This window comes from Streptomyces sp. NPDC020747, from assembly GCF_044334695.1.
GTDB lineage: Bacteria > Actinomycetota > Actinomycetes > Streptomycetales > Streptomycetaceae > Streptomyces.
The window spans coordinates 261,400-286,098 of sequence record NZ_JBIRTJ010000009.1 but is presented as its reverse complement, the minus strand read 5'-3'; the positions used below and the strand labels follow the sequence as shown (position 1 = coordinate 286,098).

At 70.3% G+C, this 24,699-nt stretch carries 22 protein-coding genes; 11 read left to right on the top strand and 11 right to left on the bottom strand.

Features of this window, described 5'->3' with window-relative positions; genetic code table 11:
• Positions 1 to 38 precede the first annotated feature (38 nt).
• Positions 39 to 986: a DMT family transporter gene (locus ACH4YP_RS24520; protein ID WP_361063794.1), complete on the bottom strand. Its 948-nt coding sequence runs from the start codon at positions 984 to 986 to the stop codon at positions 39 to 41.
• Here ACH4YP_RS24520 and ACH4YP_RS24515 point away from each other — a divergent pair.
• Entirely contained in the window at positions 985 to 2,424 is a 1,440-nt protein-coding gene (locus ACH4YP_RS24515; RefSeq protein WP_361063797.1) for a PLP-dependent aminotransferase family protein, read from the top strand. The two genes, ACH4YP_RS24520 and ACH4YP_RS24515, sit on opposite strands and share 2 nt — an antisense overlap.
• Positions 2,425 to 2,633: 209 nt before the next feature.
• Positions 2,634 to 3,218 (top strand): histidine phosphatase family protein, encoded by a 585-nt coding sequence (locus tag ACH4YP_RS24510; RefSeq protein WP_361063800.1) that lies wholly within the window; start codon positions 2,634 to 2,636, stop codon positions 3,216 to 3,218.
• On the opposite strand, the gene ACH4YP_RS24505 is transcribed toward ACH4YP_RS24510, so the two are convergent.
• Positions 3,215 to 3,673: a DUF6314 family protein gene (locus tag ACH4YP_RS24505; protein WP_361063803.1), complete on the bottom strand. Its 459-nt coding sequence runs from the start codon at positions 3,671 to 3,673 to the stop codon at positions 3,215 to 3,217. The genes ACH4YP_RS24510 and ACH4YP_RS24505 overlap by 4 nt on opposite strands.
• A 148-nt stretch (positions 3,674 to 3,821) precedes the next feature.
• Here ACH4YP_RS24505 and ACH4YP_RS24500 point away from each other — a divergent pair, with 148 nt between their 5' ends.
• A complete protein-coding gene (locus ACH4YP_RS24500) occupies positions 3,822 to 6,317 on the top strand; it encodes an alpha-L-arabinofuranosidase C-terminal domain-containing protein (protein ID WP_398492464.1) in 2,496 nt (831 codons plus the stop codon).
• 167 nt (positions 6,318 to 6,484) lie between these two features.
• On the opposite strand, the gene ACH4YP_RS24495 is transcribed toward ACH4YP_RS24500, so the two are convergent.
• Positions 6,485 to 7,501 (bottom strand): PQQ-binding-like beta-propeller repeat protein, encoded by a 1,017-nt coding sequence (locus ACH4YP_RS24495; protein WP_398492462.1) that lies wholly within the window; start codon positions 7,499 to 7,501, stop codon positions 6,485 to 6,487.
• Between the two features lie 181 nt (positions 7,502 to 7,682).
• Complete coding sequence (locus tag ACH4YP_RS24490; protein WP_398492460.1) at positions 7,683 to 8,423, bottom strand: VOC family protein; 741 nt, start codon at positions 8,421 to 8,423, stop codon at positions 7,683 to 7,685.
• A 465-nt stretch (positions 8,424 to 8,888) separates the two neighbouring features.
• Here ACH4YP_RS24490 and ACH4YP_RS24485 point away from each other — a divergent pair, with 465 nt between their 5' ends.
• Positions 8,889 to 9,401, top strand: coding sequence for an AAA family ATPase (locus ACH4YP_RS24485; protein ID WP_398492458.1), 513 nt, complete (start codon positions 8,889 to 8,891; stop codon positions 9,399 to 9,401).
• A 228-nt stretch (positions 9,402 to 9,629) separates the two neighbouring features.
• Here ACH4YP_RS24485 and ACH4YP_RS24480 read toward each other — a convergent pair whose 3' ends face one another.
• The gene (locus ACH4YP_RS24480) at positions 9,630 to 10,520 is read right to left on the bottom strand and encodes a MerR family transcriptional regulator (protein WP_361063818.1); all 891 of its coding nucleotides are present in this window, start codon (positions 10,518 to 10,520) and stop codon (positions 9,630 to 9,632) included.
• 392 nt (positions 10,521 to 10,912) lie between these two features.
• On the opposite strand from ACH4YP_RS24480, the gene argC reads away from it, so the two are divergent.
• The 5 genes from argC to ACH4YP_RS24455 are packed head-to-tail and all read left to right on the top strand — an operon-like array spanning position 10,913 to position 15,822.
• Positions 10,913 to 11,941, top strand: a complete 1,029-nt coding sequence (argC, locus tag ACH4YP_RS24475) for an N-acetyl-gamma-glutamyl-phosphate reductase (protein ID WP_398492456.1) — start codon at positions 10,913 to 10,915, stop codon at positions 11,939 to 11,941.
• Positions 11,938 to 13,089: a bifunctional glutamate N-acetyltransferase/amino-acid acetyltransferase ArgJ gene (argJ, locus tag ACH4YP_RS24470; protein ID WP_398492454.1), complete on the top strand. Its 1,152-nt coding sequence runs from the start codon at positions 11,938 to 11,940 to the stop codon at positions 13,087 to 13,089. Before argC ends, argJ begins: the two co-directional genes overlap by 4 nt.
• Complete coding sequence (gene argB, locus ACH4YP_RS24465; protein ID WP_398492452.1) at positions 13,086 to 14,069, top strand: acetylglutamate kinase; 984 nt, start codon at positions 13,086 to 13,088, stop codon at positions 14,067 to 14,069. The genes argJ and argB overlap by 4 nt, the downstream gene beginning before the upstream one ends.
• Positions 14,066 to 15,268, top strand: coding sequence for an acetylornithine transaminase (locus ACH4YP_RS24460; RefSeq protein WP_398492450.1), 1,203 nt, complete (start codon positions 14,066 to 14,068; stop codon positions 15,266 to 15,268). The genes argB and ACH4YP_RS24460 overlap by 4 nt, the downstream gene beginning before the upstream one ends.
• 17 nt (positions 15,269 to 15,285) lie before the next feature.
• Positions 15,286 to 15,822: an arginine repressor gene (locus ACH4YP_RS24455; RefSeq protein WP_361063831.1), complete on the top strand. Its 537-nt coding sequence runs from the start codon at positions 15,286 to 15,288 to the stop codon at positions 15,820 to 15,822.
• Between the two features lie 191 nt (positions 15,823 to 16,013).
• On the opposite strand, the gene ACH4YP_RS24450 is transcribed toward ACH4YP_RS24455, so the two are convergent.
• The 6 genes from ACH4YP_RS24450 to ACH4YP_RS24425 form a co-directional block, all read right to left on the bottom strand.
• On the bottom strand, positions 16,014 to 16,751 hold the full coding sequence (locus ACH4YP_RS24450; protein WP_361063901.1) for an FAD:protein FMN transferase: 738 nt from the start codon (positions 16,749 to 16,751) through the stop codon (positions 16,014 to 16,016).
• A gap of 85 nt (positions 16,752 to 16,836) precedes the next feature.
• Positions 16,837 to 17,682: an FMN-binding protein gene (locus tag ACH4YP_RS24445; RefSeq protein WP_398492447.1), complete on the bottom strand. Its 846-nt coding sequence runs from the start codon at positions 17,680 to 17,682 to the stop codon at positions 16,837 to 16,839.
• Between the two features lie 19 nt (positions 17,683 to 17,701).
• The gene (locus ACH4YP_RS24440; protein ID WP_361063903.1) at positions 17,702 to 19,030 is read right to left on the bottom strand and encodes a ferredoxin reductase family protein; all 1,329 of its coding nucleotides are present in this window, start codon (positions 19,028 to 19,030) and stop codon (positions 17,702 to 17,704) included.
• A gap of 237 nt (positions 19,031 to 19,267) precedes the next feature.
• Positions 19,268 to 19,984 (bottom strand): L,D-transpeptidase family protein, encoded by a 717-nt coding sequence (locus ACH4YP_RS24435; RefSeq protein ID WP_361063836.1) that lies wholly within the window; start codon positions 19,982 to 19,984, stop codon positions 19,268 to 19,270.
• 3 nt (positions 19,985 to 19,987) lie between these two features.
• Positions 19,988 to 20,575, bottom strand: coding sequence for a pyridoxamine 5'-phosphate oxidase family protein (locus ACH4YP_RS24430; protein ID WP_398492445.1), 588 nt, complete (start codon positions 20,573 to 20,575; stop codon positions 19,988 to 19,990).
• A gap of 213 nt (positions 20,576 to 20,788) precedes the next feature.
• Positions 20,789 to 21,643, bottom strand: coding sequence for a hypothetical protein (locus tag ACH4YP_RS24425; protein WP_398492443.1), 855 nt, complete (start codon positions 21,641 to 21,643; stop codon positions 20,789 to 20,791).
• Positions 21,644 to 21,831: 188 nt separating this feature from the next.
• Between ACH4YP_RS24425 and ACH4YP_RS24420 the strand changes: the two genes are divergently transcribed.
• Positions 21,832 to 23,025 carry an argininosuccinate synthase gene (locus tag ACH4YP_RS24420; protein ID WP_398492441.1) on the top strand — a complete coding sequence of 398 codons (1,194 nt, stop codon included), beginning with the start codon at positions 21,832 to 21,834 and terminating at the stop codon, positions 23,023 to 23,025.
• A gap of 183 nt (positions 23,026 to 23,208) precedes the next feature.
• A complete protein-coding gene (gene argH / locus ACH4YP_RS24415) occupies positions 23,209 to 24,642 on the top strand; it encodes an argininosuccinate lyase (RefSeq protein WP_398492439.1) in 1,434 nt (477 codons plus the stop codon).
• The last annotated feature ends 57 nt before the right edge of the window (positions 24,643 to 24,699 follow it).

Sequence of the window (24,699 nt, the reverse complement as noted above, 5' to 3'; positions counted from 1 at the left end):
GCGGGTGACACCGGTTGGAACCGGCTCGTACGGGCCGGTCAGCCCCGGGCCCGTTGGGTGACGGCGATGCAGACGAGCACGGCCGCGGCCGTCAGTGGTGCGGCCGGTGTCAGGTGCTCGCCCAGGAGGAGCACCGACCACACCAGTGTGAGCAGCGGCTGGGCCAACTGCAACTGGCTGGCCTTCGGGATGCCGATCGCCGCCATGCCGCGGTACCAGACGACCAGACCGACGAACTGGGAGCCGGCCGCGACCCACAGCAGCCCGGTCACGCTGTGCGCGGTCAGCTGTACGGGCTCCTGCGACAGCGCGATCGCGGCCACGGGAACCGTCACCGGCAGGCACAGGACCAGCGCCCAGCCGATGACCTGCCAGCCCGGCATCACGCGGGCCAGCCGGCCGCCCTCCGTGTATCCGGCGGCGCAGATCAGCAGGGCCCCGAAGAGGTAGGCGTCCGCGGTGGTCAGTGCGCCGCCGCTCTGCTGCACGGTGAACGCGATCACCACGGCCGCGCCCGCGGACGCCGCGATCCAGAAGGTGCGGGAGGGGCGGGTGCCGACGCGCAGCGCCGAGAACAGGGCTGTCGTGAGAGGGAGCAGCCCGACGACGACCGCGGCGTGCGCGGTGGTCGACGTCTGCAGGGCGAGGGTCGTCAGCAGCGGGAAGCCGAGCACGACTCCGGCGGCGACGACGGCCAGGCCCGCCCAGTGACGGCGGTCGGGGAGCGGCACCCGCAGGGCGAGCAGGCAGCCGCCCGCGATGACGGCCGCCAGGACGGTCCGTACGGCGACGAGGGACCAGGGGCCGAACCCCTCAAGACCCCAGGCGGTGGCCGGGAAGGTGAGAGAGAACGCGGTGACGCCGAGGGCGGCCTGGAGGGTGCCGGCCCTCGCGGCGGAGCGCCGGCCCGTGGTGGGCCGACCGGATCCAGGGGCGACGGGCACCGCTATCGCGGTCTGCGCAGTAGCGCTATCCTTTGCTCTCATGCAAGAGCGTAGCAGTGTCGGTTATCTGGCTAGTCGGCTCAAGAGTGAGCTGAACCGCTACTCTCCAGGTGGAAAGCTGCCGTCCAGTCGGGCCCTCGTCGAGCGGTTCCGGGTGAGTCCCGTGACCGTGTCCCGGGCGCTGGCCCAACTGGCCGCCGAGGGGTTGGTGGTCACCCGGCCCGGAGCGGGGGCGTTCCGGGCCGCGCCGCGCGAGGCCGGGCCGGCCGTCGGGGATACCTCCTGGCAGGAGGTCACGCTGAGCGCGGACGCCGCCGCCGAACTCGTACCGCGCACGGTCGATGCCACCGCGGTGCTCGTCACGCTCGCCGCCCCGCCGCCGGGAGTCGTCGAGTTCAGCGGCGGCTATCTGCACCCCTCGCTCCAGCCGGAGCGGGCGATGGCCGCCGCCCTGTCCCGGGCCGGCCGCCGCCCCGGCGCCTGGGGGCGTCCGCCCGTGGACGGGCTGCCGGAGCTGCGCGAGTGGTTCGCGCGGGGGATCGGCGGTGCCGTCACCGCCGCCGAGGTGCTCATCACGGCGGGCGGCCAGTCCGGGCTGACCACCGCGCTGCGCGCGCTCGCCCCTCCCGGCGCTCCGGTGCTCGTCGAGTCGCCCACCTACCCCGGCATGCTGGCGATCGCCCGCGCCGCCGGCCTCAGACCCGTGCCGGTGCCCGTGGACCGGGACGGTGTGAAACCGGCGCTGCTCGCCGACGCCCTGAAGGCCACCGGCGCCCGCGTCTTCGTCTGCCAGCCGCTCTTCCAGAACCCCACCGGCGCGGTGCTCGCCCCCGAGCGACGCGGCGAGGTGCTGCGGATCGCCCGCGAGGCGGGCGCGTTCGTGATCGAGGACGACTTCGTACGCCGACTCGTGCACGAGGACGCGGGACCGCTGCCGCGTCCGCTGGCCTCGGACGACCCCGACGGAGTCGTCGTGCACGTCTGCTCCCTCACCAAGGCGACCTCGCCGAGCTTCCGGGTGAGCGCGCTGGCCGCCCGCGGGCCCGTACTGGAACGGCTGCGGGCGATCCAGGTCGTCGACACCTTCTTCGTGCCGCGCCCGCTCCAGGAGGCGGCCCTGGAACTCGTCGGCTCGCCCGCCTGGCCGCGGCATCTGCGTGCCGTCGCGACCGAGCTGAGGAACCGCCGCGACACGATGACCGCCGCGCTCCGGCTGAACCTTCCCGAACTCGCCCTGCCCCACATCCCGTCCGGCGGCTACCACCTGTGGCTGCGCCTCCCCGACGGCACGGACGAGCAGGCCCTGTTCACCGCCGCGCTCCGCTCGGGCGTCGCCGTCACCCCCGGCCGCCCCTACTTCAGCGCCGAACCCCCGGCCGCACACCTGCGGTTGAGCTTCGCGGCGGTCGCGGGGACGGCGGAGATCACGGAGGGCGTACGGAGACTGCGGGTGGCGTGTGACGAGGTGCTCCAGGTCTGAGCCGGACGCGACGAACAGCCTGAGCCGGCATGCCGAACAGTCCGAGCTGGGCGCGACGAACGCTCTGAGCCGGGCGCGACGAACAGACGTCACCGAATGTTCGGTGATCCGATGGCACCGGGTCTCGGTCGATCCACCGTCCGTGAGCATTCCGTGCGTGCTGCCGATCACCTCTTGACCTGCGGAGTCCCGGCCTCCACCATCGCCGCATGCATGTTCGGGTCACGCTGATCGCCGCCGCCCGCAGCTCCTCGCTGCTCGCCGAGCGCTTCGACGACGACCGGCCGCTGGACCAGGCGGGCTGGGGCGAGGTGCAGCGCGTCGCGCACATGCTGGTGCCGTTGGCGGCGGCCGAGCTGCGGTACTGCTCGCCCACTCCGCGCAGCCGGGCCACCGGTGACGCACTGGGCCTCGCGCCGCTGGCCCAGCCGGCCCTGCGCGACTGCGACATGGGGCGCTGGCGCGGGCTGACGCTCGGCGAGGCGATGGCCCGCGAACCCGAGACCGTGGACGCCTGGCTCGCCGACCCGTACTCGGCGGCGCACGGCGGGGAGTCGCTGGTGGAGTTCATCCGGCGGGTGGGCGGCTGGCTCGACACCCGCCCGGCCGACGACGGGGGCCGCATCGTCGCCGTGGCCGAGCCCGCCGTCGTACGGGGTGCGCTCGTCTACGCACTCAGGGCACACCCGTCGGCGTACTGGAACCTCGACGTCCGCCCCTTGTCGACGGCCACGCTCACCGGCCGGGCCGGGCGCTGGAACCTCCGCTTCGAGGCCCAGTCCGAGCGTCTCTAGTCCTGCCCGGTGTCCCGCGTGTAGTCCGTCGTGAGGAGCAGGTCCTTGGCGGGGCCGCCCACACGCCACACCGTCCGCCAGTGGTCCGCGTCGCGCACGGTGAACTCGCCCCGGTAGAGGTCCGCCGCGCACGGATGGTCGGTGACGTGGTGTCCGGAGGTCAGGTCCAGGTCGTGGAATGGGCGGCCGTCCGCGAACCGCACGTCGGCGCGGCCTGCTCCGTCGTCGTCCGCCAGGAACCGCAGGGTGCGCTCGGCGGGGCGGGCCACGTCCTGCCACACGAAGGTGCCGGACTCGTGGTGGAGCAGCCCGGCCCCGTCGTCGAGCGGCTCGAACACCGTCGCCCCGCTGAACGAACCCCGGGCTCCGCTCGCGAGATCCCGCACCGAACGCTCCACGCGCCAGCCGCCCGCCAGATACGCCAACACGTCGGTCACCGGCCAGTATTCGGACATCCCTTCCGCCTCTCCGGCCTCTCCTGTGCAACCCATTGACGTGTTCCTGCCCTCTACCTATCTTGCCGTTCGAAGTATTGATCAGTGTCCGATATATCGAACAATCTGATCTCACTTGCTGAACCCCCTCTAGAGCCGCGGAGGATCCATGTCACCCACCCGCACCCGTTGGAGACTCTCCCTCACGGCCACCGCACTGCTGGCCGCGTCCTTCCTCGTCCCGGCCCCGGTGAACGCCGCCGCCGAGGATGTCACCGCCGAGGACACCACCGACTATGCGATCACCGTCGACCCGAAGACCGCGGGCGCGAAGATCGACGACACGATGTACGGCGTCTTCTTCGAGGACATCAACCGGGCCGCGGACGGCGGCCTGTACGCGGAGCTCGTGCAGAACCGGTCCTTCGAGTACTCCAAGGCCGACAACGGCTCGTACACGTCGCTCACCTCCTGGGCGGCCACCGGCGCCGCGAAGACCGCGGACGACGACGGCCGCCTGAGCCCCCGCAACCGCACGTACCTCGCCCTGGACGGCGGTTCGTCCGTCACCAACTCCGGCTACAACACCGGTATTTCGGTCGAGAAGGGCAAGGTCTACGACTTCTCGGTGTGGGCCCGCGCGCAGGGGAGATCGGCGCTCACGGTCACCCTCCAGGACGCCGACGGCGAGCTCGCCGAGGCCAGGCGCGTGACGGCCCGCGGCGGCTGGGCCAAGTACACGGCACGCTTCATCGCGACCCGTACCAGCGCCACCGGCCGACTCGGCGTGGCCGCCGGCAGCCCCGTCGCGCTCGACATGATCTCCCTCATTCCGCGTGACACGTACAAGGGGCACGGTCTGCGCAAGGACCTCGCCGAGAAGATCGCCGCCCTCGATCCCGCCTTCGTCCGCTTCCCGGGCGGCTGTCTGGTCAACACGGGTTCCATGCAGGACTACAGCGAGGCCTCCAACTGGGAGCGCAAGCGCTCGTACCAGTGGAAGGACACCGTCGGACCCGTCGAGCAGCGCGCGACGAACGCCAACTTCTGGGGCTACAACCAGAGTTACGGGCTCGGCTACCACGAGTACTTCCAGTTCTCCGAGGACATCGGCGCGATGCCGCTGCCCGTGGTGCCCGCCCTCGTCACCGGCTGCGGCCAGAACAGGGCCGTCGACGACGACGCGCTCCTCAAGCGGCACATCCAGGACACCCTGGACCTCATCGAGTACGCCAACGGTCCCGTGACCAGCGAGTGGGGCAGGAAGCGCGCCAAGGCGGGCCATCCGAAGCCCTTCCACCTCACCCACCTCGCGGTGGGCAACGAGGAGAACCTCCCGAACGAGTACTTCGAACGCTTCAAGAAGTTCCGCGCGGCCATCGAGGCGAAGTACCCGAACGTCAGCGTCATCTCCAACTCGGGCCCGGACGACAGCGGTTCGACGTTCGACACGGCCTGGAAGCTCAACCGGGAAGCGAACGTCGACATGGTCGACGAGCACTACTACAACAGCCCGCAGTGGTTCCTCCAGAACAACGACCGCTACGACTCGTACGACAGGAAGGGGCCGAAGGTCTTCCTCGGCGAGTACGCCTCGCAGGGCAACACCTTCAAGAACGCCCTTTCCGAAGCCGCGTTCATGACCGGCCTCGAACGCAACGCGGACATCGTGAAGCTCGCCTCGTACGCCCCGCTGCTCGCCAACGAGGACTACGTGCAGTGGCGGCCCGACCTGATCTGGTTCAACAACCACGCGTCCTGGAACTCGGCCAACTACGAGGTCCAGAAGCTCTTCATGCGCAACGTCGGCGACCGGGTCGTGCCGTCGGCCGCGACCGGCACACCTTCGCTGAACGGGCCCATCACGGGAGCGGTCGGCCTGTCGACGTGGGGGACGACCGCCGCGTACGACGATGTGAAGGTGACCGGCGCGGACGGCACCGCGCTGCTCAGCGACGACTTCTCCGGTGACGCCTCCAAGTGGACCCACACGGGCGGCGGCAGCTGGAGCGTCCAGGACGGGCAGTACGTGCAGAACGACGTGGCGGCCGAGAACACCATGGTCTCCGCGGGCGACCCGGCCTGGCACGACTACGACGTGCATGTGAAGGCCACCAAGAAGTCCGGGAAGGAGGGCTTCCTCGTCGCCTTCGGCGTCAAGGACACCGGCAACTACTACTGGTGGAACCTGGGCGGCTGGAACAACACCCAGTCCGCGATCGAACAGGCCGTGGACGGCGGCAAGTCGACGCTCGTCACCAAGGCCGGGTCCATCGAGACGGGCCGGGCCTACGACATCGACATCAAGGTGCGCGGCCGACAGGTGACCCTCTACCTCGACGGCAAGGAGTGGGGCAGCTTCACCGACGACAAGCCGGCCGAGCCGTTCCGCCAGGTGGTCACCAAGGACAAGAAGACCGGTGACCTGATCGTCAAGGTGGTCAACGCCCAGGCGGCGGACGCCCGTACGGCGATCGACCTCGGCGGCGCGAAGGTCCGCTCGAAGGCCCGGGTGACCACGCTGGCCGCCGCGCCCGACGCCGTGAACACCGAGACGGCCACGGCCGTCGCACCGGTCACGTCCACGTTCTCGGGGGTGGCCGACAGATTTACGTACACCTTCCCGGCGAACTCGGTCACCTTCCTGCGGATCAAGAAGGGATGACCGGGCGGGCGGCCCGGGCTCCGAAACGGGACCGGGCCGCCCGTACGTCCTGTGCGTTCCGGCCGTTGTGTTCCGGCCGTGACCGTGGGCACCCCGAAGCGGCCGTGCGACTTGAGAGGGATCACTCCGAGGCGCGCACACCGGGCGCTTCCCTCGGCGGGAGGCGCTCAGTTCCCGGCGTCTTGCGGCCCGGGAACCAAGGACCGCAGGGCGTGAAGGTGGCCGTTGAGAGTGCCGACGTAGATCACGCCGTCCACAACCGTCGGCGAGCCCACCCGGCGACCGGCCGGGAACTTTCCGCGCAGCGCGCCCGTGGCCGCGTCCACGGTGTACAGGTGGTGGTCCCAGGAGCCGAAGTGGACCAGCCCGTCGGCCACAGCCGTCGAGGACGCCACCGCCCCGTCGGCGGCGAACCGCCATCGCGGCTCGCCGGTGGCGGTGTCCACCGCGTAGTGATGGCTGTCCCAACTGCCGCAGTGCACAAGGCCGTCGGCGACCGCGGGGGAGGCGGTCACATAGTGGCCGGTGCGGCACTCCCAGCGCCGCCGCCCGTCGTGGGCGTCCACCGCGTACAGGCTGCTTCCGCTGCTCAGGAAGACCGTCCCCTCGGACACCGCCGGCGCCGACCCCTCGTTCCACTCGTGGCCGGTGCTGAACCGCCAGCGCCTCTCCCCGGTGGCCGCGTCCACGGCATGGAGACCCCTGTTGTCGCGCTCCCCGCCGACGTGCGCGTACACCACGCCGTCGGCCACGGTCGGGCATCCGAGCACCTCGCCGCCGGTCAGCTCCCATCGCTGCTCCCCGGTGGTGGCGTCGAGGGCCCGCAGGCCGTTCCCGTTGCCGATGTACACCACCCCGTCGGCCACGGTGGCCCGCGAGGTCACGGGCGCACCGGTACTGACCTTCCAGAGCTGCCGCCCGGTGAGCGCGTCCAGCGCGTACGTGTGGCCCGTCGCGTCGTCGCTGCCGAAGTGGACCACCGAGTCGGCCACCACCGGCGTCCGTGGGCTGATCCGGTCATAACCGGTGACGAAGCTCCACAGCTGCTGCCCGGTGGCCGCGTCCAGGGCATACAGCTCCGGCCCGCTGCTGACGTGCACGACACCGTCCGCCACGGCCGGCCTCGACATACCCCCGTGGCCCGACGAGAAGTGCCACCGCTCCCTCGACTCCAGCGACACCATCCGCCGTACCCCCGTTTCCGCCCCGTGGGCCCGATCTCGCCCACGGGCATGATCCCTCACTGGCGGCGGCTGGAGAAGAAGACGTTCATGACCGACACCCGCCCGGCCGGCCCGACCCACCCGGGGTCACCGCGCACGAGCGGACAGGGCTCACGTGTCGGGGTGTCGCTGAGCGTCCGGGTCAGGACCGGGCGAGGACGCAGAACTCGTGGCCCTCCGGGTCGGCCAGGCATGTCCACGGGACGTCGCCCTGGCCGAGGTCGAGGTCGGTGGCGCCGAGGGCCCGCAGCCGGGCCACCTCCGCCGCCTTGTCGTCACCGGGGTACGGCAGCAGGTCGAGGTGGACGCGGTCCGGCACGGTCTTCACGTCGGGCGAGCGGAGGAACTCCAGATACGGGCCACCACTCCTGGTGGAGCGCAACGACGCGTGATCGTCGGTCACCTCGTGCAGCGTCCAGTCCATCGCCTCGCCCCAGAACCGGGCCATGGCCCGCGGATCCACGCAGTCGACCACCACCGCGGCGATCGGCCCGGTGTCCCGGTAGACCTCCCGGGGCTCCAGCACGCAGAACTCGTTGCCCTCGGGGTCGGCGAGGACCGTCCACGGCACGTCTCCCTGACCCACGTCGACAGGCGTCGCACCGAGAGCCTTCAGACGCGCGACCAGCTCCGTCTGCTGGGTCGCCGAGCTGGTGGCGAGATCGAGGTGCGTACGATTTTTCGTCGCCGTCTTGGGTTCCGGGACGGGAACGACATCGATGCAGACCGCGACCGGGTGCGGCCAGACGAGGTCGCCGTCCGGCCCGACGTAGGTGGTCACGCCAGGGCTGAACACACTCCAGCCGAGCGCCTCCGCCCAGAACCGGCCGACCGCCGAGCCGTCGACAGCCTTGATGTTCACCTGAACAGGTCGCAGCGCCATGCCGGCGATCCTATGCACCTGCTCCGCCACGAGACCGGCAGGTACCGGACCTGTGACTGAGCACTTCAGTTGGCGGATGAGCGCTTGAATTGGCGGAACCATGTTCAGGGCGCCGCAGGACTGAGCCCGGTTCGCTTGACGCGCAGGTTGCTGACGGATCGACGTCCGGGTCGGCCACGGTGCGGGCATGTGCTGCTGCGCTGCTATGACTACCCGTACCGCCGCTTTGCGGCGGTATCCGAGGTTGCCGTAACTACGGCCCCTTGCTGATGTACCGCCGGATCAGTGTTCTGCCGGCAGTCACACACTTGTTTCTGTGCTGCCGGGCCATCCTGCCTGATCAGGGGAGACATGTCTCACTCGCAGCGTTTCGATTCACGGTACGAAAACCCATTCCCGTTCCCATGCCTGCACGGAGCCGGATCCGTTGTCACGCAGGACCCGGGTGTCGCCACCCTGCTCCTGATGGTCGGGCTCCCCGGAGCCGGGAAGACCACCAGTGCCAATGAGCTCGCCGTAACGCATCTGGCGCTGCGGCTGACCCCGGATCACTGGATGGTCCCGCTCTTCGGCGATTCGATGGCCGACGGCAAGCGCTTTGTGCTCGAAGGGCGGCTCATCTCGGTCGTCCTGCAGGCGCTGCGGCTGGGGACCGGTGTCGTGCTCGACTACGGGCTCTGGGACCGCGATGAACGGTCGGCACTGCGCTGGCTGGCACGCTCGGTCGGAGCAGCATGCCAGGTGGTCTACCTGCCCGTGGACAAGGACGTCCAGCTCGCCCGCATCGCGCACCGCCAGGCGACGGCACCGCATCAGACGTTCCCGATGAGTGAGGCCGACGTAGACCGATGGCGGGAGAAGTTCCAGGTGCCTGACGCCGCCGAACTTGACGGCGGCGAGATTCCGACGCCGCCGGCGGGCTGGCCGGGCTGGCCGGAGTGGGCGGTAGACCACTGGCCCTCGTGCACCGATAGCTAACCGGGCTGTCCCGCCTGAGAGCGTCTTGACGGCGTTCGTGCTGGCCTGCGGTGCCGCTGTCATGTTGCCCCAGGCCAGCACACTGTCAGCGGCCAGTTCGGAATCCCCACGTACGGCCAGTTGTGATGTCACTCCTGGTTACGGCCCGGGCTCGACGTCTGACCCGATCGGTCACATGCGGATGAACGCGACCGGTTGTCGGGCCACGTCAGTGCCAGGCACAGGCGATCAGCTGTCCGCGGAGTGGGCGTCGGCAAGGGCCTCGCCGAAGAGCCGTCCGGCGAGTTCCACGCAGCGCATCCGGGCAGGAGAGAAGTCGTAAGGCATCTTGGTGATCGCTGTGGCGGCACTCATCTCTGTGCCCTCCTCCCCTTTCAGGTCGGCGTCGTAGATCTCGAAGATCTTCTCCTCGGCCGCGTCGAGACCAGCTGCCTCGATGGCCTGATTCAGGGCCATTTGGTGAGCGCATCGCTGTACGGCGAGCTCTTCGACGCGCGGGTCGTCGGGTTCGACGCCGTCGTCGAGGGCGGCCTCGGCCGCCTCAAGACGGTCCTCCTCGGCCCGCAGGTCGGGGTGGGTGGCCAGCACGATGAACGTGCCGGCCTGGATGGCGGCGCCCAGCGGACCGAAGATCCGTTCCGTGACCAGCAGGGCGTCCAGATCGGAGGGGCGCAACGCGCCCGGGGGCAGGTGGCTGAGCCGGTCCGTGACCAGTTCGGAGAGCAGCCCCAGCGGGCTGCCCACCGCCTGCAGGCGCTGGACAGCCGCGCGCCGACGTTTGATGGCGGCCTCCTGCGCCGCCAAGGTTTCCTCCAGCCTGCTCAGGACCGACTCGATATCCGGGGCTTGGTCCAGGGCTTCGTCTCCAGCTTCGTCCCGGGCTTCGCCGAAGGCGGCCCGCATGTCGTCCAGGCTGATACCGGCATCAGCCATCTTGCGGATCCACAGCAGGCGGGTCATGTCGTCATGGCCGTAGCGGCGGCGGCCGTCCCCGCCGCGCTCGGGTTCCGGCAGCAGACCGATCTCGTGGTAGTGGCGGATGGCGCGTGGGGTGATCCCGGCGAACGCAGCGGCATCACCGATCTTGACCTGCCGGGGAGGCGTGAGGGAGGGGTACATCGCAGACGGAGCCTTTCGTGCTGTGGTGCCCCGACCCCACCACATGCCGCTACGGCATGTGCAACAACCCCATCCAGGTGCCACCGGAGCCAGGCCCTAGCTGCCGCCGGGACCGATCAAGAACGACGAACCATCCGGGAACGCAGAGTGACCACCGGCGGCCAAATAGCTCCCGCCAAGTGGCCGCCGCTGGGGAATTCCCACTGACCGCCGACAGCACACGCGTCTCTACGGGCGGCTGGCGTAGCTCAACTCGCCAACTCAACCACTCGCTCGCTCGCTCGCTCGCCAACTGAAGCGCTCAGTCACAGGACCCTGCCCCGCGCCACGCTCCCGAGATTGCATAAACGTGCAGCGAAACGTATAGTCATGCCATCCAAGAGGAGGGTTCCATGGCGGTACGTGCGGCAGTGGCCGGAGCGAGTGGGTACGCGGGCGGGGAACTGCTGCGTCTGCTCCTGGCGCACCCCGAGATCGAGATCGGCGCTCTGACCGGAAACTCCAACGCGGGACAGCGGCTCGGTGCGCTGCAGCCGCATCTGCTGCCACTGGCCGACCGCGTGCTTCAGGAGACCACACCCGAGGTCCTCGCGGGACACGATGTCGTCTTTCTCGCGTTGCCGCACGGCCAGTCCGCCACCGTCGCCGAGCGACTCGGGCCCGATGTGCTGGTCGTCGACATGGGGGCCGACTTCCGGCTGAAGGACGCGGCCGACTGGGAGCGGTTCTACGGCTCGGCGCACGCCGGGACCTGGCCCTACGGCCTCCCCGAACTGCCGGGCGCCCGCGCTGCGCTGGAGGGGTCCAAGCGCATCGCGGTGCCCGGTTGCTATCCGACGGCCGCCTCGCTGGCGCTCTTCCCGGCGTACGGTGCCTCTCTCGCCGAGCCCGAGGCCGTGATCGTCGCCGCCTCCGGGACCTCCGGAGCGGGCAAGGCGCCCAAGGCGCATCTGCTGGGCAGCGAGGTCATGGGGTCCATGTCCCCGTACGGCGTCGGCGGCGTCCACCGGCACACCCCCGAGATGATCCAGAACCTCGGCGCGGCCGCCGGTGAGCCCGTCACCGTCTCCTTCACCCCGACCCTCGCCCCGATGCCCCGCGGCATCCTCGCCACGTGCACGGCGAAGGCCCGCGAGGGCGTCACCGCCGAGTCCGTACGGGCCGCGTACGAGAAGGCCTACGCCGACGAACCGTTCGTGCATCTGCTGCCCGAGGGCCAGTGGCCCGCGACCGCGTCCGTCTACGGTTCCAACGCCGTTCAGGTGCAGGTCGCGTTCGACGCTGCCGCACACCGCATCATCGCGATCAGCGCCATCGACAACCTCACCAAGGGCACCGCGGGCGGTGCCGTCCAGAGCATGAACATCGCCCTCGGGCTCGACGAGGCCACCGGCCTTTCCACGATCGGAGTCGCACCGTGAGTGTCACCGCCGCCAAGGGGTTCACCGCCTCCGGCATCGCCGCCGGAATCAAGGAGAACGGCAACCCGGACCTCGCCCTCGTGGTCAACAACGGGCCCAAACTGGCCGCGGCGGGCGTCTTCACCTCCAACCGTGTTAAGGCCGCGCCGGTGCTCTGGTCCGAGCAGGTGCTGAAGGGTGGTCTGGTCTCCGCCGTGATTCTCAACTCCGGTGGCGCCAACGCCTGTACGGGTCCCAAGGGCTTCCAGGACACACACGCGACGGCCGAGAAGGTGGCCGAGGTCCTTGAGCAGAACGCCGGCGAGGTGGCCGTCGCGTCGACCGGTCTCATCGGCCTGCTGCTCCCGATGGACAAGCTCCTGCCGGGAGTTGAGCAGGCCGCCGCCCAACTCTCCGAGCACGGCGGCGAGAAGGCCGCCATCGCCATCAAGACCACCGACAGCGTCCACAAGACCTCCGTGGTCACCGGCACCGGCTGGACCGTCGGAGGTATGGCCAAGGGTGCGGGCATGCTCGCCCCCGGCCTGGCCACGATGCTGGTCGTCCTCACCACGGACGCCGACGTCGAGGGCGACGCACTGGACAAGGCCCTGCGCGCCGCCACCCGTACGACCTTCGACCGGGTCGACTCCGACGGCTGTATGTCGACCAACGACACCGTGCTGCTGCTCGCCTCCGGAGCGTCCCAAGTCGTCCCGGGCGAAGCGGAGTTCGCCGAGGCCGTGCGGAAGGTCTGTGACGACCTGGGTCAGCAGCTCATCCGGGACGCCGAGGGCGCCAGCAAGGACATCAAGGTCGAGGTGGTCAACGCGGCGAGCGAGGACGACGCCGTCGAGGTGGGCCGCTCCATCGCCCGCAACAACCTCCTCAAGTGCGCGATCCACGGCGAGGACCCCAACTGGGGCCGCGTGCTCTCCGCCATCGGCACGACCCGAGCCGCTTTCGAGCCCGACCAGTTGAACGTCGCCATCAACGGCGTCTGGGTCTGCAAGAACGGCGGTGTCGGCGAGGACCGCGACAAGGTCGACATGCGCTACCGCGAGGTCCACATCGTCGCCGACCTCGCCGCGGGCGCGCAGACCGCCACGATCTGGACCAACGACCTCACCGCCGACTACGTCCACGAGAACAGCGCGTACTCGTCATGAGCACTACCCGCAAGCACACCGCACTGCCCAAGGCGCAGATCCTCATCGAGGCGCTGCCCTGGCTGACGCGGCACAACGGCAAGATCGTCGTCATCAAGTTCGGCGGCAACGCCATGATCGACGAGGACCTGAAGGCCGCGTTCGCCCAGGACGTCGTGTTCCTGCGCCAGGCCGGGCTCAAGCCCGTGGTCGTGCACGGCGGCGGCCCGCAGATCAGCGCGGCCCTGGACCGGCACGGCATCGTCAGCGAGTTCAAGGCGGGCCTCAGGGTCACCACCGAGGACGCCATGGACGTCGTACGCATGGTGCTCGCCGGACAGGTCCAGCGTGAGCTCGTCGGGCTGCTCAACCAACACGGGCCGCTCGCCGTCGGGTTGACCGGCGAGGACGCGCACACCATCACCGCCATCAAGCACCAGCCCGAGATCGACGGGGAGTTGGTCGACATCGGGCGGGTGGGCGAGATCACCGCGATCGACACGGGCGCGATCGAGGCACTGCTCGCCGACGGCCGGATCCCGGTCGTCTCGTCGATCGCCCGTAGCCAGGACGACGGACATGTCTACAACGTCAATGCTGATACGGCGGCTGCGGCACTCGCTGCGGCGCTGGGCGCCGAAACACTGATGGTCCTCACGGACGTCGAGGGACTCTACGAGGACTGGCCGAACTCCGACGAGGTCATCAGCCGGCTCACCGCGAGAGAGCTGGAGAAGTTGCTGCCCGAACTGGCCAGCGGCATGGTGCCGAAGATGGAGGGCTGTCTGCACGCCGTCCGCAACGGCGTGAACACCGCCCGGGTCATCGACGGCCGGGTCCAGCACTCGATCCTGCTGGAGATCTTCACCGACGAGGGCATCGGCACGATGGTCGTGCCGGACGCGCAAGAGCCGCACGGGCATGAGCCGAGCAGCCATGAGCCGAACAGGCATGAGCCGAACAGGCATGAGCCGAACAGGCATGAGGGGGAAGCCGTATGACCGCCAACGAACAGCTCACCCAGCGATGGCAGGGCGCGCTGATGGACAACTACGGCACCCCGCGGCTGCCCCTCGTCCGTGGCGCCGGCACAAAACTGTGGGACGCCGACGGCAAGGAGTACCTGGACTTCGTCGGCGGCATCGCGGTCAACGCGCTCGGCCACGCCCACCCGGCGATCGTCGAGGCCGTCAGCCGGCAGATCGCCTCCCTCGGCCATGTCTCCAACCTCTTCGTCGCCGAGCCGCCCGTCGCGCTCGCCGAACGCCTGCTCCAGCTCTTCGGACGGGACGGCCGGGTCTACTTCTGCAACTCGGGGGCCGAGGCCAACGAGGGCGCCTTCAAGATCGGCCGGCTCACGGGCCGCGGGCACATGGTCGCCACCGACGGCGGCTTCCACGGCCGGACCATGGGCGCGCTCGCGCTCACCGGCCAGCCGGGCAAGCGTGAGCCGTTCCTGCCGCTGCCGGGCGATGTCACGCATGTGCCGTACGGGGACCCGCAGGCGCTCGCCGCCGCCGTCACCGAGGACACCGCGCTGGTCGTCATCGAGCCGGTCCAGGGCGAGAACGGCGTGGTCGTGCCGCCGCCCGGTTACCTCAAGGCGGCTCGTGCCATCACCGCCGCCACCGGCACGCTCCTCGTCCTCGACGAGGTGCAGACGGGTGTCGGCCGGACGGGGCACTGGTTCGAGTACCAGGCCCACGAGGGTGTCCTGCCGGACGTCGTCACGCTCGCCAAGGGGCTCGGCGGCGGGCTTCCGCTCGGCGCGACCGTCGCCTTCGGCCGGGCCGCGCAGCTGCTGAAGCCCGGCCACCACGGCACGACGTTCGGCGGCAACCCGGTCGCCTGCGCCGCCGGACTCGCCGTCCTCGACACGATCGAGGCGGAGGGGCTGCTGGAGAACGTGAAGCGGACGAGCGAGAAGCTGCGGGACGGAATCGAGTCTCTCGGCCACCCGCTGATCGGCCATGTCCGGGGAGCGGGCCTCCTGCTGGGTATCGTGCTCACCGAGCCGCTCGCGCCCCGTGTGCAACAGACGGCTCAGGACGCCGGTCTCCTGGTGAACGCGCCCGCCCCCGATGTCGTACGGCTGATGCCGCCGCTGAACGTGAGCGACGACGAGGTGGACGTGTTCCTGCGGGCCCTGCCCGGCGTCCTCGACCAGGCCCGAGACGCCGACGGGGACGGAGCATCCTGAGGAATGGGACGACGACGATGAGTCAGGCGCAGGACCACGAGCACGCGGGGCCCGCCGTCCCGCAGACCCGAACCGCACGCCACCGCCGGATCGTGGACATCCTCAACCGGCAACCGGTGCGCTCCCAGAGCCAGTTGGCCAAGCTTCTCGCCGACGACGGGCTGAACGTCACTCAGGCGACGCTCTCCCGGGACCTGGACGAGCTGAACGCGGTGAAGATCCGCAACAACGACGGCGACCTGATCTACGCGGTGCCGAGCGAAGGGGGGTTCCGTACCCCGCGCGCGCCGCTGGGGGAGTCGGCGAAGGAGGAGCGGATGCGGAGGCTGTCCTCGGAGCTGTTGATCTCCGCGGAGGCCTCGGCGAACCTCGTGGTGCTGCGGACCCCTCCGGGGGCTGCGCAGTTCCTCGCCTCGGCGATCGACCAGGCCGAGCTGCACGACATCCTCGGGACCATCGCCGGGGACGACACGCTGTTGCTGATCAGCCGCAACCCCACGGGTGGGCAGGCGCTGGCGGATCACTTGCTGCGGTTGGCCACGAACCACCATTGAGGGTTGTGAGTCGGGTGCGGGTGCGCTGTGGTTGTCGCGCAGTTCCCCGCGCCCCTAAAAGCTGCTTCGGCTCAGGCTGATCAGCCGGCCCGTCCGCGCCCCTGAAAGCACGCCTCAGCCCAGGCCGCTTGGCAGGATGCCCGCGCCTCTGAAATCCCCGCCGCTCGCGCGTGCCTGAAGGTGACTCCCCCTCAGCCCAGCCTGTTGGCCAGGCCCCCCGTGCATCTGACCTCGTCGCCCGCCGTGATCAGCAGGGCCTCGACGTCCGGCAGGGACTCCAGCCAGGTCAGGGCCTCGCGGGAGCCCATCGCGAAGGCGGCAGTCGCCCAGGCGTCGGCCCAGGTGATGCGGGGGCCGACGACAGTCACGGCGACCAGGTCGGTGACCGCGGAGCGGCCGGTGCGCGGGTCCACGATGTGGGTGCCGCGCTCGGCGGAGCCGGAGGTGGCCACGGCCAGCTCGTCGACACCGGCCGCGGAGACCACGGCGGCCAGACCGCCGGGCCGCAGCGGGTCGGAGACGCCGACCCGCCAGGGCCGGTGCGGCCCCGGCACGCCGTACATCTGCACGTCGCCGCCGCCGTTCACGCTGACGCCGCTCGCCCCGGCCGCGACGAGATGCCGGGCCACGCGCTCGACGGCCCAGCCCTTCACCATGCCGGTCGGGTCGATGAGACCCGCGTATCTCGTACTGAACCAGCCGTCGCTCAACCGCTCGGCCTCGGCGCACAGTTCGAGCACCTCGGCGACCTCCGGGTCGCAGCCGTCGACGGTCAGTTCGCCGCGCGCCAACCGGGAGATCTGGCTGTCCTCGCGGTAGGTGCTGAACACCTCGTCCACCGCGTGGAGTTGGGCCACCGCCTCCGCCAACGCGGCCTGTACGGCCCCGGGTTCGCCGCCCCGTACGTCGAAGGAGAAGACCGTGCCCATCACCTCCTCCGCGTGACGCACCGCGAGGGGCGCCTCGGCGGGTTCGGATTCGGTGGGTTCGGCCAGGTCGGCCGGCTCGGTCGGTTCAGCCACCGGCCTGGTCCAGGGCCGACTGCAGGGACTCCTTGTAGCCGCCACTCGTGTACGTGGCACCGGACACGGCGTCGATGTCGGCGCTGCCCGCCGCGACCGCGGACTGGTTGAGCTTGGGCACCGCGTCACCGCTGATCTGGGTGCTGCGGCCGCCACTGGGCGACTGCACCGCCTCGGACTTGGTGATCTTGCCGCCCGCGACGGTGATCCGCACCTGCACGGGGCCGTACTCGGTCTGGACGGCCGTGCCGGTGAGGGTCTTCGCCTGGGCGGCACCTCCTCCGGTGGAACCGCCGGTGGACCCACCCGTGGATCCACCCGTGGACCCGCTCGCGTCGGCCGAGCCGCTTCCGGCGCCCGCGCCGCCGCCGGTCGCCGAGGACGAGCCGGCCTTGTCGAGTGCCGACTGCAGGGACTTCTTGTAGCCGCCGCTCGTGTAGGTGGCACCCGAGATCGCGTCGATCTCGGCGCTGCCCGTCTGGATCGCCGCCTGGTTGAGCTTGGGCACCGCGTCGGTGCTAACCACGGTGCTGCGCCCGCCGCTGGGTGCCTCGATGGCGGCGGCCGAGGTGATCTTGCCGCCGCTCATCGTGACCCGGACCTGGACATTTCCGTACTCGGTCTTGACGACGTCACCGGTGAGGGTCTGGTCCCCTCCGTTGCCGGCCTGTACGCCTCCGGAGCCCTGGGGCGCTACCGACTGCTGTCCCTGTGGCGCGCCATCGGCCGACGCGGCCGCCGGGTCCGAGGAGGGCTTCAGCGTCAGCAGCAGCACGATCCCGGACACCGTGGCGGCACCGGCCAGCACGATTCGTCGCAGGGGGTGGCTCTTCTTCATCGGTGCGGACTCCCGTTCGTCACAGCTCGAAGGACTCGTGGTGGATGCGGCGGGCCGGCACGCCCGCGCCGCGCAGTGCGGTGTACGCGCCCTCGGCGAAGCCGGGAGGCCCGCACAGGAACACGTCGTGCTCGTCGATGTCGGGCAGCTTCCGGCGCAGCGTCTCCGGGTTGATGTCCGGGCGCTCTCCGTCGGGGCTGTTCACCGCGTACATCAGGCGGGCGCCGCGCTCGTCGGCGATCGCCGACAGCTCGTCCCACAGCGCCAGGTCCTGCGTGCTGTTGGCCCGGTACAGCAGGGTGAGGTCGCCACGCTCGGCGGGCAGCGTCTCGAACAGCGCCCGCATCGGGGTGATTCCCACTCCACCGGCCATCAGCAGCACCTTGCCGCGGCTGCGCCGGGACGCGGTCATCGCGCCGTACGGGCCCTCGGCCCACACCCGCGTGCCCCGCTTCAGCCCCTTCAGCGCGGTGCTGTGGTCGCCGAGCGCCTTGACCGTGATCCTGAGCAGACCGGGCCTGGGCGCCGCCGACAGCGAGTACGGGTGCGAACTGAGCCGCATGCCCGGGGCCAGGAACCGCCAGCGGAAGAACTGCCCGGGCTCGGCACCGATGCGGTGCAGCCGCTTCCCGCTGATCAGCACGGAGACGATGCCGGGCGCCTCCTCGACGACCTCCTCGACCCGCATCCGGTGCCGCAGGTTCAGCCGGATCGGCGTGATCACCCGGTACCAGAGCACCAGCGCGGTCACGGTCCCGTACAGCGCGTACCAGGCAGTCGTGGCGGCCGGCTCGACCGCGAAGTCGTTGCCGGTGGACAGCTGGTGCCAGAACGACAGGTACACGGCCACGTACGTGAGCAGGTGGATGTGGTACCAGGTGTCGTACGGGATCCGCTTGCGCAGTCCGCCGACGGAGATGAGGCCGATGAACAGCAGCACACCCGTGCCGATGGCCGCCTTGCCCATGTCGGGCAGGGTCTTGACCGACTCGATGGTCTGGTCGACGACCCCCGTGTTCGCCTGCAGTGCGTAGCCGTACATCGTCAGACCGATGTGGGCGAGCGTGAGGCAGAGCATGTAGCGGCCGCTCATGGCGTGCCAGCGGGCGACCCGGTCGGAGCCGACACTGCGTTCCAGCGCCGGTACCCGGGCCATCTGCAGGACCACGAGAGCCATCAGATACCCGGCCAGCAGACCGGTGATCCGGCCCGCGTTCAGGATCCGGCCCTTGTCGTCCGCGATGGACGGGGTGTTGCTCCACCACAGCCAGATCACGCCCGCCGCACCCGCCCACACGGCGATCAGCAACGGGATGGCGGGGGAGCGACGTGGGCGAATGCGGCGCATCGTCTGGCGCCGCGCCGCGCGGCCGCCGGCGATCGTGCTCACGGTTCCTCCGTGGGGGACGCTGGGAAGGGGAGTGGCCCCTTGGCCCAGTGGTACGTCCCGGGACGACGGAGTGTTCAACGGCCCGCGGAGCAAGCCGTGAACTGGTGCGACTCGCGGTAACCCGAGGTCGCGGGGGTCCCCTCGGCGGACGGCCGCGCGACGCCGGAGGCAGCGGTCAGTCGCGGTCAGTAATGGTCAGTAGCGGACGATCGCGGTCGGCCCGCCGTCCGTCCCGATGGCGATGTGCGGCCTGCGCGCCGGATCGGCCCAGGTCAGGATGCGCCGCATCGCGTCGTGGGACACGGAGACACAACCGGCCGTCGCGCCACGTCCGTTGACGTGCAGGAAGATCCCCGCGCCACGCCCTCGCACCGGCCGCTCGTAGTTGAAGCCGACGACGAGCGCGTACGCGTACTGCACCGGGTACGAGATCAGGTGCTCGGACTCGGCGGCACGGCAGTCGGCCGGGCGCGGCTCGGTCCAGCGGTTGTAGGAGCGGGAGGCGTTGTCCTCGCACCACCAGGAGTTCTGCCTCACCGGGCGGTACTTCGCCCTCGTCCCCTCGGGCGCCGGCTCGATGCCGAAGGCGTACGGCAGGTCGTACAGGCCGGTGGGGGTGGTGTTCGTGCCCTGCTCGCGGGAGCCGCCCTCGACGAGCCCCTTCGCACCGAAGCGCGCGGGCACGGAACCGGCCTTCACCCAGCGCCCGTCCCGCCGGTTCCACCAGGTGACCGTGCCGGTCGTCGAGGAGGTCCGGGAGGCCTGCGCGGTGATGAGCTGGCTGCCGCCGCCCGTGTCCGCCATCCGCTCGGGCAGCGGCGCCCGACCGGCGGCGTCACCGGTCGCACCGGGGGCACTTGGGGCCAGTACGAAGAGGGACACGGACGCGAGAAGGGCGGCTCCTGGGCGCATGCGTCAGACGCTACTGGGAGGCAGGGGCAGCGGCAGCCCGGGTAGGCCATCCAGGCTGGTCCCCACATGCTCCTTCTTCTCGAAGTACGCGTTCAGCGAGACGTCGTCCTCCCGCGCGAAGCGCTTGGCGTGCAGGTCGCGGTCCTCGTCGTACGACATGTTGGGCACCGCGTAGCCGCAGGTGTCCCGGACGAGTTCGGCCGTCACCACGATGACCGCGCGCAGGCCGTGCCGCGTCGGGTCGATGCCGGGGAAGTGCGTGAGGAGTTCCTCGAAGCGCGGGTCGTCGCGGAAGACCGGCTCGCCCCGGCCGTGTACGCGGACGATGTTCGGCGGGCCCTGGAAGGCGCACCACATCAGGGTGATCCGGCCGTTCTCCCGGAGGTGGGCGATCGTCTCGGCGTTGCTGCCCGCGAAGTCCAGGTAGGCGACGGTGAGTTCGTCGAGGACCGTGAACGAACCGGTGAGGCCCTTGGGCGAGAGGTTGACCGTGCCGTCGCCCGACAGGGGCGCGGTCGCGGTGAAGAAGAGGGGCTGCGCCTCGATGAACGTACGCAGGCGGCCGTCTATGCGCTCATAAGTCTTTCCCATGGCTAACGATTATGGGCGCAGGTCTTTCGCTTGTCTAAGGAATTGCGCCGCCCGCGTGTGGGGGTGCGGGGAGGTGCGCGGGTGTGCGGGCCGCATGGCCTCCGGCCGGCGCCCGGAGATCCCCGGGGACCGCGGGCCTGGTGGCCCGCGGTCCCCGGGTTCGCCCCGGCCGGCGTGCGGGGCGCCCGTGGGGGGACGTCGGTGATCCGGTGACTACTTGTTCAGGGTGCAGGTGGCGAGGGAGTCGAGGCCCTGGGGCTTGGCGGCGGTGCGGCCGATCGCGGTGGCGATGCGGTTGATGGTCGCGACGCGCTTGTCCTTGAGCGGGCCGACGATGGCGTTCTGGGCGAAGTTGGCGCCGCCCTGGCCGACGGTGTCGACGAGGCGCTTGTTGGCTTCGGCGATCTGGGTGTCGAGGAGGGCGAGGTTGCGGTCGACCTCGGCCTTGGCGGAGGCGGGGATCGCGGGCAGGCTCGGCGCGACGGCGGGGCAGTTCACCGTGCCGGCCGCGTTCGTGTTGCCGGTGTTCCCCGCATTGCCCGCGTTTCCGGCGTTCCCGCCTGCCGGCTGGGTGGGCGCCGCGCTCGGCGAGGCAGCCGCACCGCCGCCGGCCGCCGCGCCCGCGTTCAGGGTGCAGGTGGCGAGGGAGTCGAGGCCCTGGGGCTTGGCGGCGGTGCGGCCGATCGCGGTGGCGATGCGGTTGATGGTCGCGACGCGCTTGTCCTTGAGCGGGCCGACGATCGCGTTCTGGGCGAAGTTGGCGCCGCCCTGGCCGACGGTGTCGACGAGGCGCTTGTTGGCTTCGGCGATCTGGGTGTCGAGGAGGGCGAGGTTGCGGTCGACCTCGGCCTTGGCGGAGGCGGGGATCGCGGGCAGGCTCGGCGCGACGGCGGGGCAGTTCACCGTGCCGGGGGCGGCCTTGGTTCTGGCGGCCTGGCTGTTGGTGCTCTTGGACGTTTCCCCGGCCAAGGCCGATCCGGCGATGACCGCTCCGGACAACGCGACCGCGGCCACGCCACCGATGATCGCCACGCGGCGCTTGTTGTACTTCTGGAGAGCCCTGGACATGGGAGTGCCTCACTTGGGTCAGGAGTGGGTTTACAAACACGGCGCCGGTGTTCGGGGTGGAGTACGCGAAAGCGGTTTCCCGCGTTCAAACGACTCTTGAATTACTTTTCGGCACACCCTGGATTGACGAATCATGCAGAGCGCTGCATACTCATGCATGTCAGTGAGTGCATTGTGAGGAGAAGCCCGTGACCGAGCGCGTCGTACTCGCCTACTCAGGCGGTCTGGACACCTCCGTCGCCATCGGCTGGATCGCCGAGGAGACGGGCGCCGAGGTCATCGCCGTAGCGGTCGACGTCGGCCAGGGCGGCGAGGACCTGGACGCCATCCGCAAGCGCGCCCTCGCGTGCGGCGCCGTCGAGGCCGAGGTCGCGGACGCGAAGGACGAGTTCGCCGAGGAGTACTGCCTCCCGGCGATCAAGGCCAACGCCCTCTACATGGACCGCTACCCGCTGGTCTCCGCCCTCTCCCGGCCGACGATCGTCAAGCACCTCGTCGCCGCCGCCCACAAGCACGGCGCGGGCGTCGTCGCCCACGGCTGCACCGGCAAGGGCAACGACCAGGTGCGGTTCGAGGCCGGCATCCAGGCCCTCGGCCCGGACCTCAAGTGCATCGCCCCGGTCCGCGACTACGCGATGACCAGGGACAAGGCGATCGCCTTCTGCGAGGAGAAGGGCCTGCCGATCGCCACCACCAAGAAGTCGCCGTACTCCATCGACCAGAACGTCTTCGGACGCGCCGTCGAGACAGGCTTCCTGGAGGACATCTGGAACGCCCCGATCGAGGACGTCTACGAGTACACGCAGAACCCGGCGCTGCCGCGTGAGCCCGACGAGGTCGTCGTCACCTTCAAGGCGGGCGTCCCGGTCGCCCTCGACGGCAGGCCCGTCAGCGTCCTCCAGGCGATCCAGCAGCTCAACGCCCGCGCGGGCGCCCAGGGCATCGGCCGGATCGACATGGTCGAGGACCGGCTCGTGGGCATCAAGTCCCGCGAGGTGTACGAGGCTCCCGGCGCGATCGCGCTGATCACCGCCCACCAGGAGCTGGAGAACGTCACCGTCGAGCGTGAACTCGCCCGCTACAAGCGGCAGGTCGAGCAGCGCTGGGGCGAGCTGGTCTACGACGGCCTGTGGTTCTCCCCGCTCAAGCGCGCCCTGGACGGCTTCATCGACGAGGCCAACCAGCATGTCTCCGGGGACGTCCGCATGACCCTGCACGGTGGCCGCGCCGTCGTCACCGGCCGGAAGTCCGAGGAGTCGCTGTACGACTTCAACCTCGCGACCTACGACTCGGGCGATACGTTCGACCAGTCCAAGGCGCAGGGGTTCATCGATATCTTCGCGCTGTCTTCGAAGATCGCGGCGAAGCGGGACCTCGCGTAGGCGTTTCGCGGAGTCCGGTGCGTAACCACGTGCGGGTTGTGGTGGGCTGGTCGCACCCGCGGCGCAGCCGCGTGTCGGCACTGTCCCGCGCGCCTGAGGTACGCGGCCCGTACTAGCCTGACGCCGCCCCGATGGAAGAGCGGGGCGGTGGTCGTACATCAACAGTCTTGAGGAGCACAGCGAGTGAGCAGCAACAGCGGTGATGTACGGCTCTGGGGTGGGCGGTTCGCCGACGGGCCCGCCGAGGCCCTGGCCAAGCTGTCCGCGTCCGTCCACTTCGACTGGCGGCTGGCGCCGTACGACATCGCCGGATCACGTGCCCACGCGCGCGTGCTGCACAAGGCGAGCCTCCTGACCGACGACGAGCTGGAGCGCATGCTCGCGGGGCTCGACCGGCTGGAGACCGTCGTCGCGGACGGCACCTTCGTCGGCACCATCGCCGACGAGGACGTCCACACCGCCCTGGAGCGCGGTCTCCTGGAGCAGCTCGGCCCGGACCTCGGCGGCAAGCTGCGCGCGGGCCGTTCGCGCAACGACCAGGTCGCCACGCTCTTCCGGATGTACCTGCGCGACCACGCCCGGATCATCGGCGGGCTGATCGCCGACCTCCAGGACGCGCTGGTCGGGCTGGCCGAGGCGCACCCGGACGTCGCGATGCCGGGCCGTACGCATCTGCAGCACGCCCAGCCCGTGCTGTTCGCCCACCATGTGCTGGCCCACGCCCAGTCCCTGTCCCGGGACGCCGAGCGCCTGCGGCAGTGGGACGAGCGGACGGCCGTGTCGCCGTACGGCTCGGGCGCCCTGGCCGGTTCCTCCCTCGGCCTCGACCCGGAGTCGGTCGCCAAGGACCTCGGCTTCGAGCACGGCAGTGTCGGCAACTCCATCGACGGCACGGCCTCGCGCGACTTCGTCGCAGAGTTCGCCTTCATCACCGCGATGATCGGGGTGAACCTCTCCCGGATCGCCGAGGAGATCATCATCTGGAACACGAAGGAGTTCTCCTTCGTCACCCTCCACGACGCCTTCTCCACCGGCTCGTCGATCATGCCGCAGAAGAAGAACCCGGACATCGCGGAGCTGGCGCGCGGCAAGAGCGGCCGGCTCATCGGCAACCTCACCGGTCTGATGGCGACGCTCAAGGCCCTGCCCCTCGCGTACAACCGCGACCTCCAGGAGGACAAGGAGCCGGTCTTCGACTCCTGCGACCAGCTGGAGGTCCTGCTGCCCGCCTTCACCGGCATGATGGCCACCCTCACCGTCCACCGCGAGCGCATGGAGGAGCTGGCCCCGGCCGGCTTCTCGCTCGCCACCGACATCGCCGAGTGGCTGGTCAAGCAGGGCGTGCCGTTCCGCGTCGCGCACGAGGTCGCGGGGGAGTGCGTGAAGGCCGCGGAGGCCGACGGCATCGAGCTCGACGGCCTCACCGACGAGCAGTTCGCGAAGATCTCCGCCCACCTCACGCCCGAGGTCCGCTCGGTCCTGAACGTGCCGGGCGCCCTGGCCTCCCGCAACGCCCGCGGAGGCACGGCCCCGAGCGCGGTCGCGATCCAGCTGGCAGAGGTGAAGGCGAACGTGGCGGCCCAGCACGAGTGGGCCACGGCGAAGGGCAAGCGGTAGGGGAAACACGCCCTGCTTTTAGGGGCGCGGGGCTGTGACACTTGCGGCTCCGCCGCG